We start from the raw sequence: 13,325 nt of genomic DNA, 5'->3' as shown, positions 1-13,325 counted from the left end.
ATATGCAGGAGGTATTTTAATGAAAAAAATTAATGTTTATTTAATAAATGGGTTCCTTGGAAGCGGAAAAACAACAACTCTATTAAAATGCATGGAGTATTTTAAGGGGAAGAATAAAAAGTATGCGATTATCCTTAATGAACTTGGTGAAACAAATATAGAAAAACACCTATTTAAAGATGAGTCACTCTATGAACTGTTAAATGGCTGTGTATGCTGCTCCATCAAAGAGGATTTAAGAACAACGCTCGATGAACTGGCAGAGACATTACATAAAGAAAACATTGAAGTCGTTTTATTAGAAGGTACAGGAGTAGCAAATCCTTCCGAAATAATGGAGACATTTAATGAAAAGCAATATAGGGAAGTTTTTGAGATTGCTGAAAGTATTTGTTTGATTGATAGTTTGCATTTTACGGAATATACGAGTATTTTTTCGAGCAGCAAAGAAGTGAGACAGCTGCAAAAAGAGCAAATTGAAAACGGAACAGTACTTGTCCTAAATAAAGTTGATCAGCTTTCTAGCAAACTTGCTATTGAAAAGGTTGAAAAGCGAATTAGAAAATTAAATGCTGAAGCACCATTACTATATAGTAATTATGGAAATGGTGTAACGGAGTATCTAGAAAGCCAGCAAAAAAACAGCAAGATCAAAGAACGTTCCATTTCTGGTCACCATCATCACCATCACCACCACCATATTAAAGCAATAAAAGTGGAGCAGACAACTGCAATGACGAAAAGAGAACTAAGAGATTTCTTGAAAAGCAATCAAGATAAATTACTTCGTGCCAAAGGGACAATCAAAAATAGTGATGATCAATCATGGTATCATTTTCAATATGCTTCTGGATTGCTAGAATGGCAAAAAGTTAACGAATATCTTCCGAATCGAAAAGGCGAGATTATTTTAATAGGAGAACGATTATCTGAGAAAGTTACTATATAAATTTTTTTCTAAGTGTATCTTATCGAATCTATCATAAGATACACTCATTTTTTGCATAGATAGAATAGGACAAGCATAGACATGTAATAAGTGATTGTAAAAGGTCGAACGATGGAAGAAAAGGAGTATGCTATGTCTATCCCAACACGTGTAAAAGATATTCTTATATTTGGCTTGTTTCTGGCTATGATGTATTTATTTTTTTTCGGAGATATTTACGTTGCGAATAAATGGAATTTCGTATTGCCAGATCAGATAAAAACCATTTTTGTTTTATTTCTTGGAATTATGCTTGAGGCCCTACCATTTTTATTATTAGGAGCAATTGCCTCTTCTGTTATTAATCTATATATTTCTGAGGAGTATATTGCTAGAATCATGCCCAAAAATCCATTTGCAGCTATAGGTGTCGCATTAATTGCTGCAGTAATTACTCCTGTGTGTGAATGTGCGATTATCCCAGTTGTGCGCAGGCTTATTCAAAAAGGAATTCCTGTCCATATCGGTGTCGTTCTCTTAATGGGAGCACCAATCCTTAATTTTATCGTGTTTGGCAGTACTTATTATGCCTTCCAAAATAATTTATCGATTGCATACGGACGTTTTATTATTTGTATCTTGGCAAGCATCATTGTGAGTATCATCGTATATATGCTTTTTTCGAAACAAAAGGTATTAAAAACACACAGAGAAGATTTAATGGCAGTTGTTCCTATTAATGAAAATAAAGGTGATTCCAAGTGGAAAGGGATCTTACATCATACATGCCATGAATTCTTTACGATTGGCAAATATTTTATTATTGGAGCAGTATTTGCTAGTGTTGCACAAGTTTATTTAAAAGATAGTTATATAATGCAAGCTGGAGAATCATCAATCGAAGGCACCGCTGTGATGATGGGACTAGCATATGTGTTATCGCTTTGCTCTGAGGCAGATGCTTTTGTTGCAGCTTCCTTCTCAAAGATGTTTACACCTGAAGCAATTATTGGATTTTTAGTGTTTGGACCTATTCTTGATTTTAAAAATACTTTCGTTATGATGGCTTCATTTCGGATAAAGTTTGTCCTGCTATTTATTTTGATTGTTACGATTGTTGTCTTTATACTTTCTTTAGTATCAGGATTGTTTTTGGCATAAATTACAAATATAAGGAGGGAAAACGATGAAAATCAAATGGAGTCCAACCTGGCAATTGGCAAACGAACTGCAAGGAATTGTGTTGATTGGCTTCAGTCTCCTTATTTTTAAATTAATGGTGACAGGAGAGGTAGTGCGACTTGTTGCCCCGAAGATGGTGCCATTGTTATATATAACCATGGCCCTGTTATTTTTGCTTGGATTTTTTAGATTGCTTAACAGTAATTTAAAGGGGGCTGATTGTGATTGTGATGTGTGCGACGAAAATGCCTCTTTAATGAATCTTACTTTTTCTTATTTATTATTTTTTAGCCCTTTATTTTTGTTTTTCACCCAACAAGATATGTCCATTAACAAAAGCATTCTCCCAAATACTCAATTTGAGCATGGTCAAACTTTTTCTGTTAGTCAAGTTAATAACGAAGCAGCAAATGATGAAGATATGATTGCAATAGAGGACGATAATTATTTACAAACGATGGACATGATTAATACAAATTTGGACAATTTAGTTGGGAAAGAAATAATGATTACAGGTTTTATCCATCGAGAGGAATCGTTTACCGACAAACAAGCAGTTATTGCCAGATATGTGATGACTCATTGTATCGCTGATCTTGGGTTGTATGGCTATTTGATTGAGGGAGAAGTAAATGAATTACAAAATGAACAGTGGTATGTGATAAAAGGAAAATTGGAGAAAAAGGAATACGAAGGTCAGTTAATGCCAGTTATTAAGGTCGAAAAGGTAGAAGTGACGGAAGAACCTGAGGAAGAATACTTATATGCATTAGACTATTAGCCTACAATTCTTGCATTATTCCTATTTTTTCGCTAAAATTTAGATGAAATCAATTGAATACGTAGCGGGAGCTTGTGGAAACAGGCTGAGAGTATGGCTATTTGCTGCCATTGACCGGATGAACCTGTTGGATAATGCCAGCGTAGGGAGGTGTATGAAATAGACGAACACTTTGCTTAGGCGTAGTGTTTTTATTTTTGTCATAATTACTGACAACTAGCACGCCGCTTCCTTTTTATAACGCGTGCAAAACGTTACAGTCAGTTATGGCTTTTTTTAGTTTGCATTCCTTTACATTGTATGAATATTGCGAGCAATCAAGTTAATAAGGATAACAGAAAGGAAATGAGTTTGAGAGATGAATGAAAAATATGAAATGTTGATACCGAAAGTACTAACAAAATTACGAGCGCAAGTTCCGTTAGTTCATAATATTACAAACGTAGTAGTCACTAATTTTACAGCGAATGGCTTATTAGCAATTGGGGCTTCTCCAGTAATGGCATATGCAAAGGAAGAGGTTGCAGATATGGCAACAGTAGCGAATGCCCTTGTTCTCAATATTGGAACATTAACTGCTGAAAACGTAGAAAGCATGATTATTGCTGGAAAGGCTGCAAATTTGGCTAATACTCCTGTTATCTTAGACCCGGTTGGGGCTGGAGCTACTAGATATCGTACGGAATCTGTACATCGTATTATGAAGGAAGTGGAAATCACTTTACTACGAGGAAATGCAGCAGAAGTAGCGAATGTTGCTGGTATTAAAGCAAAAATGAGAGGCGTAGATTCTGTTAGTGAACATAATAATAGCGAAATCGCGCTAGAAGCTGCAAAGCTATTACAGGTACCAGTTGTTATAACAGGAGAAAAAGATATAGTAGCTGTTAACGAGAAGCTATCTATAGTACATAATGGCCATCAGATGTTAACAAAGGTTACGGGGACAGGCTGCTTACTATCTTCTATTCTTGGAGCATTTATCGCTGTAGAAGAAGATGTTTTCCTTGCTTCAACAGCAGGTTTAGTGACATATGGGGTTGCAGCTGAGCGTGCCTTTGAAAAGACGAAAGAAGAAGGACCAGGAAGTTTTCAAATTGAGTTATTGAATCAATTAATGAAAATTAAAGAAGAAGATATAAAAAAATGGATGAAAGTAGAGAGTATAAGGGGGTAATTCAATGACCACAGCAAAAGCTTTAACAATAGCAGGATCAGATAGTGGAGGTGGGGCTGGAATTCAGGCAGACTTAAAAACTTTCCAAGAACTTAAAGTATATGGAATGAGCGTGATTACCGCAATAACAGCGCAAAATACCCTTGGTGTTGATGGAGTATACCCAATGATGCTCGAGGCAATAGAAAAACAATTAGAATGCATCGCTGTTGATTTACAGCCAGATGCCTTAAAAACAGGAATGTTATTTAATAGCGAAATAATTGAATTAGTAGCCAATAAAATGGAACAATACAAATGGAAAAATTTAGTTGTTGATCCAGTCATGATTGCTAAAGGCGGAGCCAATTTACTACAGCAAGAAGCAACAGAGTCCATGAAAAGGAAGCTTCTTCCCCTTGCCACTGTCTTAACACCAAATATACCTGAGGCAGAGGAATTAACTGGGATAAGCATTCGAAATATGGAGGAAAGAAAAGAAGCGGCTAAAAGATTAAGTGCCATGGGGGTTAACTATGTCATTATTAAAGGCGGACATGGGGATGAAAAGGAAGCTGTCGATTTGCTATTTGATGGCAGCCATTTTTCAAGTTTGGTAGCGGAAAGAATTCCAACCAAAAATACGCATGGGACAGGCTGTACTTTTTCTGCTGCAATAACGGCAGCTCTTGCAAATGGCTATTCTATTAACGATGCATTCCAATTAGGCAAGGATTTTATTCATCAAGCAATAAAAAATGATCTTCATATAGGAAGCGGGCATGGACCAACCAATCATTGGGCTTACCAAGAAAGCAAACGATAAGAATGCAATTTGGAGGATATATGACATCTTATACAAAAGAACGAATGAAACAACTGCTCAAAGTATATTTTATTATGGGAAGTAACAATAATAGTACACTTGCTCCAGAAATTATTTTAGAAGAAGCATTAAAAGGTGGTATTTCTATTTTTCAATTCAGAGAAAAAGGAACTGGGGCATTAAAAGGAGCGGCCAAAATTCAATTAGCAAAAAGAATGCAAGAACTTTGCAATCAATATCATGTTCCATTTATTGTGAATGATGATATTGAACTAGCCTTAGCATTAGATGCAGATGGCGTGCATATAGGGCAAGATGATGAAAACGCCATAAAAGTACGGCAATTGTTTGCAAATAAATTAGTGGGAGTATCTGCTCACACTATAGAGGAAGTTAAAGAGGCAATCGAGGCAGGTGCTGATTATATAGGCATAGGTCCTATCTACCCGACGAGCACAAAGAAAGATGCTAAAGAAGTGCAAGGAACCTCACTTATCGAAAAAGTCAAAGAGGCAAACCTTACTATACCAATCGTTGGTATAGGGGGGATTACAGCCGAAAATGCTTTTCCTGTTATTCAAGCTGGTGCCGATGGAGTCGCCATTATTTCAGAAATTAGTATGGCGGATAATCCCTATGAGCAAACAAAGCGATTAAAGAAAGTAGTGTTTGGCCAAGGGTAATTTCTATAAATAAGTAAAATGGAAACAATTTAGGTTTTTTGCGGAAAATAGACATTTACCCAACCCAAATATACATCTCTGCATACAATAATTTTGTAAGAGGAGCTAGTAAAGAAAAACATAAAAAGCTCCTTCCTCGTTAACCAAAAAAAGATATGGTTAATATACTACAAAAATGAGAAAGGGAGATGTATATATGTACGGTTATGGTGGATATGGTTATGGATGCGGATATGGAGCTGGACCTGGTGTAGGATACGGCGGCGGTTTCGCATTAATCGTAGTATTATTTATCTTGTTAATTATCGTTGGTGCAACTTTTATTTGCTAATATAAGATGAAAAGCTGACCTTGTGTCAGCTTTTTTTACATTCTAAAAAGAATAGCCTTTATTTTAGCTATCCAATAAATGGTAGCGGTTTCGGGAAAATTAATAAAAAATACATACAATTATCGCGGAAAAACAAATAACTAAGTATAAAATCGAATAAGTTATAATATTTTAAGTTTTAAGAAAATTAATTTTCAAAATCTTATTGACAGAAAATATAATATGGGTAAAATAAAGTTATTAGAGTGTTAGATTATATGACACTTGATGGTAATTTTATATACATAAAGGGGGAAATGGTAAAATGGAAAATTTGGAATTTTTGATGAACAGCTTGTGGACGATGATTGCTGCAATTTTAGTTATTTTTATGCTTGGTGGATTTATATTATTAGAAGCAGGTTCCACAAGAATGAAAAATGCGGGACATATTGCTGGTAAAACCATCTTCACATTTGGAATTGCTTCCTTAGTATTTTGGGCTGTGGGCTATGGCTTTATTTTCGGAGATAATGCGAATTTCTTTGTAGGGATGAGTGACTTTTTCTTCAATGGAGGTGAAGTTGGTCAAATTGATGGCGATGGATTACAAACAACTGTATTCTTTATTTTCCAACTAGCATTTGCAGGAATTTCCTTAACGATTGCGCTTGGTGGATTTGCAGAACGTGCGAAATTATCTGTTTATCTTATCTTCTCTGTGTTATTCGGTATTTTAGTTTACCCAATCATCGCCCATTGGATTTGGGGCAGCGGCTGGTTAGCGGAGCACGGAAAACAGGACTTTGCAGGATCCACTGTTGTTCACTTAACTGGTGCGGCAGCAGCGCTTGCAGCGACAATGCTTTTAAAACCACGTATTGGAAAATACAATGCTGACGGTTCAGCAAACCCAATTTTCGGGCATAACCAAGTATATACGGCATTAAGTGTATTAATTCTTTGGGTAGGTTGGTTTGGTTTTAATGCAGGTAGTACAGTTTCTGTAGCTGACGGTTTCTTCGGATATGTTGCTTTAAACACAAACTTAGCAGCAGCAGCAGGTGGGGTTGCAGCGTTACTAATTTCTTGGATTGTATTAGGGAAGTCAGATATCACTACAATGCTGAATGGTGCATTAGCTGGACTTGTTGCAATCACAGCATCTTGTGCATTCGTTGAGCCTTGGGCAGCGGTTGTTATTGGTTTAATTGCTGGAGTGCTTGTGTTTTATAGTGTTCGCTTCTTTGAAAGCAGAAAAATCGATGATCCAATCTTTGCATTATCCGTGCATGGAACAGCGGGGATTTGGGGAACATTATCCAATGGTTTATTTGCTACAGCAGAGTTAGCGGAGTACACGGGAGTAGGTAAAGCTGGTCTATTTGATGGCGGTGGATTTGGTCAATTAGGTGTTCAAGCGCTTGGCGTACTTACTTGTGGACTATTCGCTTTTGCAATAAGCTATGCCATTCTATTTGTTATCAAGAAAGTTAGCGGTCTACGTGTAACAGAGGAAGAAGAAATCATGGGCTTAGATATTAGTGAACATGGTTCATACGGTTACCCAGAAGCTTTCTTGCCAAAAGAAGAAACAAAAAGCCTATAATACATGGCGATAGTCGGATTTAAGTAATAGGCGATCGAATGAATGAAGATAGGAGTCTCGCTGAAAAGTGGGGCTTTTATCTTTTTTAAGTGGTCTATAGGAAAAGATTAAATGATATGATAGACATAGAGAAGATATTAATAATGATTATCGAAGGAAGTGCATGGATGTGCTCTAATACTATTGGACTAAGTGAACTGAAAAAAGATAAGAAATTATTTTTGCGATCAAATTCTTATAATAATAGTGAATTAAATGATTTTCACGATCAAATTTTTAAACAGTTATTTCATTTTGTCCTGGCTGAGTATACGAAGGCTTTTGGAGATCCGCCATGTTCGTTTGTTTGGTTTGTAACAGGGAGCGCTGGAAGAAAGGAACAAGGCATTTTAAGCGACCAAGATCATGGAATCATCTATGAAGTGAAAGATTCGTCCTATAAGGAGTATTTTTTAAAATTTGGAGAATTTCTAAGTGATGCGTTAGATGAGATCGGATATCCCTACTGTGAAGGGAATGTTATGAGCAGTAATTTTGTTTGGTGCAAATCCTTAGAAGAGTGGAAACAACAATTGCAACAATGGATGGAAAAGGAAAACTGGGAATCTATTAGATTTTTACAAATTTTTTATGATAGTAGAAAAATATTTGGCGAACATGAATATGTCCAAGAACTAAGAAATTATATCCATGCGTACTGTAGATTACATCCCAATCTCTTAAAAAGATTTATGAATAATGTAATGCGTATAAAGAAAGGTGTTGGAATATTCGGTCAGTTTTTCGTGGAAAGAACTGGAAGTCACAGAGGATCGATTCATTTAAAGCATACTATGTATTTGCCTTATGTGAATTCAATCAGGCTCCTTGCAATTAAGGAAAGTATTCAACGAACTTCAACTATTGATCGGATACAGGCATTGCGGGATATGGAAATATATGATGAATGGCTAAAACCATATGAATCCTCTTTTAATAGAATTCTAGAATATCGGATTGATTTATTTCGAGAAGCAAAAACATATGAGGATGTTCACTATCTAAGTATTAATCAATTAACGAAGGAACAAAGGCAGGAAATAAAAACATTAATGCGCAACGGTATTAAATTATATCATCAAGTACACAGGATAATCGAAAAAGGGTGTTAATATGGGAGTAGAATCGTTTCTTCAATATATGAGAGATTTATATGGAAAAGTTAATTCTAGTGTATTGCACGCAACCTCGAGTGGAAGTAATTCGCAACAAATTGCCTTTATGCGACAGCTTCAAAAGGATTTAAAGGTTGAAGTTGCTTCCAGATTGCCGTTAAGTAATTTAAAAGCTGTTGTTTTTGACATTGAAACAACAGGTTTTTTACCAGATAAAGGTGATCAAATTATTTCTATTGGCGCGGTAAAGGTAGAAGGTTGCGAAATCCTCGATGAACAATTTTATACACTAGTGAATGCTGATGTTGAGATACCAAGAGAAATAAGTCGCTTAACAGGAATTGAAACAGAAAATTTACTTGATGCTCCACCCTTATCAGATGTACTTGTACAATTTTTTGAATTTATAAAAGATGATACGCTTGTTGCACACCATTCTTCCCATGAAAAAAGCTTTATGCAATCTGCTTGCTGGAAAAGCTTTAAAACACCGTTTAAGCATCGGATTGTGGATACTTCCTTTGTATTTAAAATTGTTGAACCTAAACAACGGATATTAACATTAGAGGAATGGTGTGAGTTTAGTGATATTCCTGTAATTGATCGTCACCATGCATTAGGGGACGCAAAATTAACAGCCATTTTATGGTGTCAATATTTACAAAGGGTGCAACAGTTAGGGTGCCGTACGTTACAGGATATTTATGAAAGGTTAGCTTTACGATAACATCGATGAGAGAAAGTTTAACAATAAACTGGTGGTGATTTATTGATGGACAGGTTTGAGACAGAGAGACTACTGTTGAGAGGATGGCAGGAATCGGATTATAAAGATTTATATGAGTATGCACAAAGGGAAGAAGTTGGTCCTTTCGCCGGCTGGTCCCCGCATAAAAGTGAACAAGAAAGTAAAGAAGTGATCCGTTATTTTTTACAAAATAAAAATTCTTATGCCATCGTATGGAAAGAGGAAAACAAAGTAATTGGAAGCATTGGTTTTCATAAGCGGACACCAGATGTTAAGCAATCCCATCTAGCGCAACGAGAAGTTGGTTTTGCTCTCCATCCAAAATATTGGGGAAGAGGGATTGTTCCTGAAGCGGTAAATCATCTTTTAAAATATGGTTTTGAACATTTGCATTTGGATTTAATATGGTGTGGACATTTTGACTTTAATACAAAGTCAAAACGAGTAAATGAAAAGTGTGGTTTTCGCTATAAATTTCAGAAAACGGACCGTTATAAGCTTTTTAACAATCGGTTAATTACAAGTGTCTATTATTGTATGACAAAAGACGATTATTTTGAAAAAAAACAGCTTAAATCTACAGCTGATTTATCCCATACGAATAGGCTATAAGCAAAATTCTTTTAATAAAAGTTAAGAGGATGGGAGGACGTTGGGACCTAAGTATTCCAGCCGTGGATAAAACCAAACAATTATACGAAGATGCAAATGAAAGTTCCGTATAATTGTTTGTTTTTTGTTTTTAAAAGGATGGTTCTAGAAAGTTTGGTGCTATTCATCCATGGGACTCGCGCTGAGTCACCTCAGCTTAGCAGTGCATCCCACTTATTGGACGCAATAAGTGGGGTGTTTTTTGTATGGAGAAAAAAGAAAAATGGACAGTAGAAGGAAAGTTGTCTGTTGTTCAACTATATGAGAGTGGAAAATATTCTTTTGCTAAATTAGAGATTATTCGTCTTTACAGAGTATCGATTTAGTTACGTCCGAACCTCTTAACAAAGTTATAGTTTGTTAACCTCATTATCTACATCATTTACCTTCACATATAGCCATAACTATTGATCGAGAAATCTACCGACTTCCCTAATTGCATGGACTCAAGGTGATTTTAAGCATTTTTCAGAAAAATCCCGTTCGTTTTATCCCACCCTTAACAGACAGTAAGACTCCCGCCTCAAGCGTATGTTTCACTTTATTGTTAATTGTATATCTTGCCGACTTTATTTGTAATTCAGCGGCTTTTTTGATTGTTTCCTCTACAAATCAAGCGAGTGCTTGATTTTAAATTTCTTGGTACTATTTATGTATAAATGGCGAATTAAAGAAATAAAATCGCGGAAGTTTTGCAAAAAAAAGTCGCTTCTAAGAAGCGAAAAAAGAGACATTGGATTAAAGAATTGATTCGATAACTATATATAGTGGATTATTAATTTAAATCAACTATATATTGATTTGATAGTATCATACAATCCATTCTTACGCAATTACTTTCTATTAAAATAATTTAGTAAACGAGAAGAACAATATAAAATACCAAAATAAAAACTATGCCAAAAAGTACGAGATATTTAGACCATATCGGTGGAAGTTTTTTTCTCTGTTTATTTTTCATAAATCCGATAAAACTCAGATAGTTTTTATAAATAACAAAATAAATCAGTGCAAAACCTATGTATTGAAGGATAAACAATCCAGATAGCGCTTGTTTACCATCTAAAAATTGCGCATTGGGAAATGAGACACCAGTAATCATTTTTATAATACTATCGTTAATTGTTCCAAAAATCGCGAACAAGAGAACAGCAGAAAATAGTATTTTTACAAATTCCAAGTAGAAATAAGAGACCTTTTTCATAAATGCATTCCTTTTCCTTATTTATATTTTTTGTACCAGAACAAAGAATACCATAAATAAGCGATAATTGATAAAGAAAACTTCTATCAGTGGGGGTTTTTCTTATCCCTCACTGTTGGTTAGTGCACTTATCAGACCTTTACGGGAGAGATTCAGCAACCTAGCTGTCTCGATTTTTCGCAGCTTGTGGTTTGGTCTTACTGATGTTAAGAATGGAATAAATAAAATAAATAGTTTCGGGCATTATACATGTAATTATAGACTGGCAAACTAATAAGAAAATTCAAATTCTACTAAAAACGTTCACAAAACGTCAAATTTATGATAATATTTGATTGTTTTTGAAAGAAAATGCTTGAAATGTGAAATCGTTTACAGTAAGATGTAATTAAATCAAAGACATACCCGAAAAGGGAGTGTGATAATTTTGTTAACACCTGAAAGGCATGAACTTATTTTACAATTGCTTAAACAACAAAACGTTGTCAAGATACAAGAGTTAATGGATATTACGAATACATCTGAATCAACCATAAGACGTGATTTGACTCAATTAGAGCAAGAAGGTTTTTTGAAAAGAGTTCATGGTGGCGCAGCGAGGCTTCAAGGGAAAATAAGTGAGCCAAGTATGAGTGAAAAAGCGTTCAAAAACATCCAAGAGAAAAAAATGATCGCCGCCTATGCAGCAAATCTAGTAGAAGATGGAGACAGTATTTATTTAGATGCAGGGTCAACTATTACAGAAATGATACCCTATTTAAAAGATCGTGACATTGTAGTGGTAACAAACGGTCTTATGCATTTGTCCACATTACTAGAAGCTCGAATCCAAACCTTTATTACAGGTGGTTATGTCAAAGAAAAAACAAACGCTTTAGTAGGACGTGGCGCTATATTGAGTCTTGATAACTACCGATTTGATAAATGTTTTATGGGAGTCAATGGTATTCACCCTGAATATGGGTATACTACTCCTGATCAAGAAGAAGCTATGGTGAAAAGTAAGGCACTAACATTATCAAGAGAAGCTTTCTTTGTCGCAGATGACAGTAAATTTTCTGAAGTGTATTTTTCGAAAATTGCTGATTTGCACGAAGCTTCTATTATTACAAACTCCCTGGATGAGGAAGTAAACGATTTTTATTCAAGGAAAACTAGTATAAAGGTTGTGAAAGAATGATTTATACCCTAACCTTAAATCCTTCTGTCGATTATATTATCGAGGTACCAGAAGTGCATTTAGGAGAGCTAAATCGATTAGAAAAAACAAGTAAGTTTGCTGGTGGAAAAGGAATAAACGTTTCCAGAGTATTGAAAAGAATGGGAGTACAAAGTAAAGCATTAGGATTTGTGGGCGGTTTTACAGGTAGCTTCATTGAAAATCAATTACAAGCAGAAAATATTGAAACTGATTTTGTTAAAGTAGAAGAAGACACGCGAATTAACGTTAAGGTAAAAGCTGATACTGAAACGGAATTGAACGCGAGTGGGCCGACTATCTCCGAAGTTAAATTCCAAGAGTTAAAAAATAAGATAGCTTCTTTAACCTCAGAGGATCTTCTTGTTTTAGCAGGAAGTGTACCATCTACTCTGCCAAAAACCACCTATGAAGAATTGGTGAAGATTTGTCATGAGAATAATGTATCCTTTGTTGTAGACGCAGAAGGAGATTTACTAAAAGCAGTCTTGCCATACCGACCATTTTTAATTAAGCCTAATCATCATGAACTTGGTGAACTGTTTGGAACAACTATTACTACTGCTGAAGAAGCGATTCCATATGGAAAAAAACTATTGGAAATGGGCGCACAGAATGTCATTGTTTCGTTAGCTGGTGAAGGAGCAGTATTGATTAGTCAGCACGAAGAATTAATAAGTACGGTACCAAAAGGAGAAGTAAAAAGCTCTGTCGGTGCAGGGGATAGCATGGTGGCAGGATTCCTATCAAAATATGAGGAAACACAGGATATGAAAGAATCTTTCCGCTATAGCATTGCTTCAGGTAGTGCAACAGCATTTTCGATTGGATTATGTACAAAGGAAAAGGTAGAGAGTCTCCTTTCACAAGTTCAATTACAATCATAAACGGAAGC

14 protein-coding genes and 1 riboswitch are annotated in these 13,325 nt (G+C 35.5%); of the genes, 13 read left to right on the top strand and 1 reads right to left on the bottom strand.

Translation table 11 applies throughout. The features are described 5' to 3' along the window. Positions 1 to 19 precede the first annotated feature (19 nt). The 11 genes from NST60_RS20560 to NST60_RS20510 all read left to right on the top strand — a co-directional run bounded on the left by NST60_RS20560 (position 20) and on the right by NST60_RS20510 (position 9,989). Positions 20 to 949, top strand: coding sequence for a CobW family GTP-binding protein (locus tag NST60_RS20560; protein WP_101731076.1), 930 nt, complete (start codon positions 20 to 22; stop codon positions 947 to 949). Between the two features lie 132 nt (positions 950 to 1,081). Further along, on the top strand, positions 1,082 to 2,089 hold the full coding sequence (locus NST60_RS20555; RefSeq protein WP_101731389.1) for a permease: 1,008 nt from the start codon (positions 1,082 to 1,084) through the stop codon (positions 2,087 to 2,089). Between the two features lie 25 nt (positions 2,090 to 2,114). Then, complete coding sequence (locus tag NST60_RS20550) at positions 2,115 to 2,891, top strand: TIGR03943 family putative permease subunit (protein ID WP_016203597.1); 777 nt, start codon at positions 2,115 to 2,117, stop codon at positions 2,889 to 2,891. A gap of 54 nt (positions 2,892 to 2,945) precedes the next feature. Continuing rightward, positions 2,946 to 3,057: riboswitch (TPP riboswitch) on the top strand. Between the two features lie 192 nt (positions 3,058 to 3,249). Continuing rightward, complete coding sequence (gene thiM / locus NST60_RS20545; RefSeq protein WP_302183197.1) at positions 3,250 to 4,068, top strand: hydroxyethylthiazole kinase; 819 nt, start codon at positions 3,250 to 3,252, stop codon at positions 4,066 to 4,068. A 4-nt stretch (positions 4,069 to 4,072) separates the two neighbouring features. Beyond that, a complete protein-coding gene (thiD, locus tag NST60_RS20540; RefSeq protein WP_016203599.1) occupies positions 4,073 to 4,873 on the top strand; it encodes a bifunctional hydroxymethylpyrimidine kinase/phosphomethylpyrimidine kinase in 801 nt (266 codons plus the stop codon). 20 nt (positions 4,874 to 4,893) lie between these two features. Further along, positions 4,894 to 5,556: a thiamine phosphate synthase gene (gene thiE, locus NST60_RS20535; RefSeq protein ID WP_040343582.1), complete on the top strand. Its 663-nt coding sequence runs from the start codon at positions 4,894 to 4,896 to the stop codon at positions 5,554 to 5,556. Positions 5,557 to 5,752: 196 nt separating this feature from the next. Next, positions 5,753 to 5,887, top strand: a complete 135-nt coding sequence (locus tag NST60_RS20530; protein ID WP_016203601.1) for a YjcZ family sporulation protein — start codon at positions 5,753 to 5,755, stop codon at positions 5,885 to 5,887. Between the two features lie 304 nt (positions 5,888 to 6,191). After that, a complete protein-coding gene (locus tag NST60_RS20525) occupies positions 6,192 to 7,475 on the top strand; it encodes an ammonium transporter (RefSeq protein WP_224427675.1) in 1,284 nt (427 codons plus the stop codon). 143 nt (positions 7,476 to 7,618) lie between these two features. Continuing rightward, on the top strand, positions 7,619 to 8,626 hold the full coding sequence (locus NST60_RS20520) for a DUF294 nucleotidyltransferase-like domain-containing protein (protein ID WP_169189682.1): 1,008 nt from the start codon (positions 7,619 to 7,621) through the stop codon (positions 8,624 to 8,626). A 1-nt stretch (position 8,627) separates the two neighbouring features. Then, complete coding sequence (locus NST60_RS20515; RefSeq protein WP_016203604.1) at positions 8,628 to 9,356, top strand: exonuclease domain-containing protein; 729 nt, start codon at positions 8,628 to 8,630, stop codon at positions 9,354 to 9,356. Positions 9,357 to 9,401: 45 nt separating this feature from the next. Next, complete coding sequence (locus NST60_RS20510) at positions 9,402 to 9,989, top strand: GNAT family N-acetyltransferase (protein ID WP_169188671.1); 588 nt, start codon at positions 9,402 to 9,404, stop codon at positions 9,987 to 9,989. 892 nt (positions 9,990 to 10,881) lie between these two features. Here the strand turns inward: NST60_RS20510 and NST60_RS20505 are convergent. Then, a complete protein-coding gene (locus NST60_RS20505) occupies positions 10,882 to 11,232 on the bottom strand; it encodes a hypothetical protein (protein WP_101731081.1) in 351 nt (116 codons plus the stop codon). A 427-nt stretch (positions 11,233 to 11,659) separates the two neighbouring features. On the opposite strand from NST60_RS20505, the gene NST60_RS20500 reads away from it, so the two are divergent. Both NST60_RS20500 and pfkB read left to right on the top strand, forming a co-directional pair. Then, complete coding sequence (locus NST60_RS20500) at positions 11,660 to 12,412, top strand: DeoR/GlpR family DNA-binding transcription regulator (RefSeq protein WP_169188669.1); 753 nt, start codon at positions 11,660 to 11,662, stop codon at positions 12,410 to 12,412. Continuing rightward, positions 12,409 to 13,317, top strand: coding sequence for a 1-phosphofructokinase (gene pfkB / locus NST60_RS20495; RefSeq protein WP_101731082.1), 909 nt, complete (start codon positions 12,409 to 12,411; stop codon positions 13,315 to 13,317). Before NST60_RS20500 ends, pfkB begins: the two co-directional genes overlap by 4 nt. Positions 13,318 to 13,325: the final 8 nt, after the last annotated feature.

It is taken from the genome of Niallia sp. FSL W8-1348, from assembly GCF_038006745.1.
Taxonomy (GTDB): Bacteria; Bacillota; Bacilli; order Bacillales; family Cytobacillaceae; genus Niallia; species Niallia alba.
The sequence above is the reverse complement of the archived record's forward strand: the minus strand, read 5'-3'. Positions and strand labels throughout refer to the sequence as shown.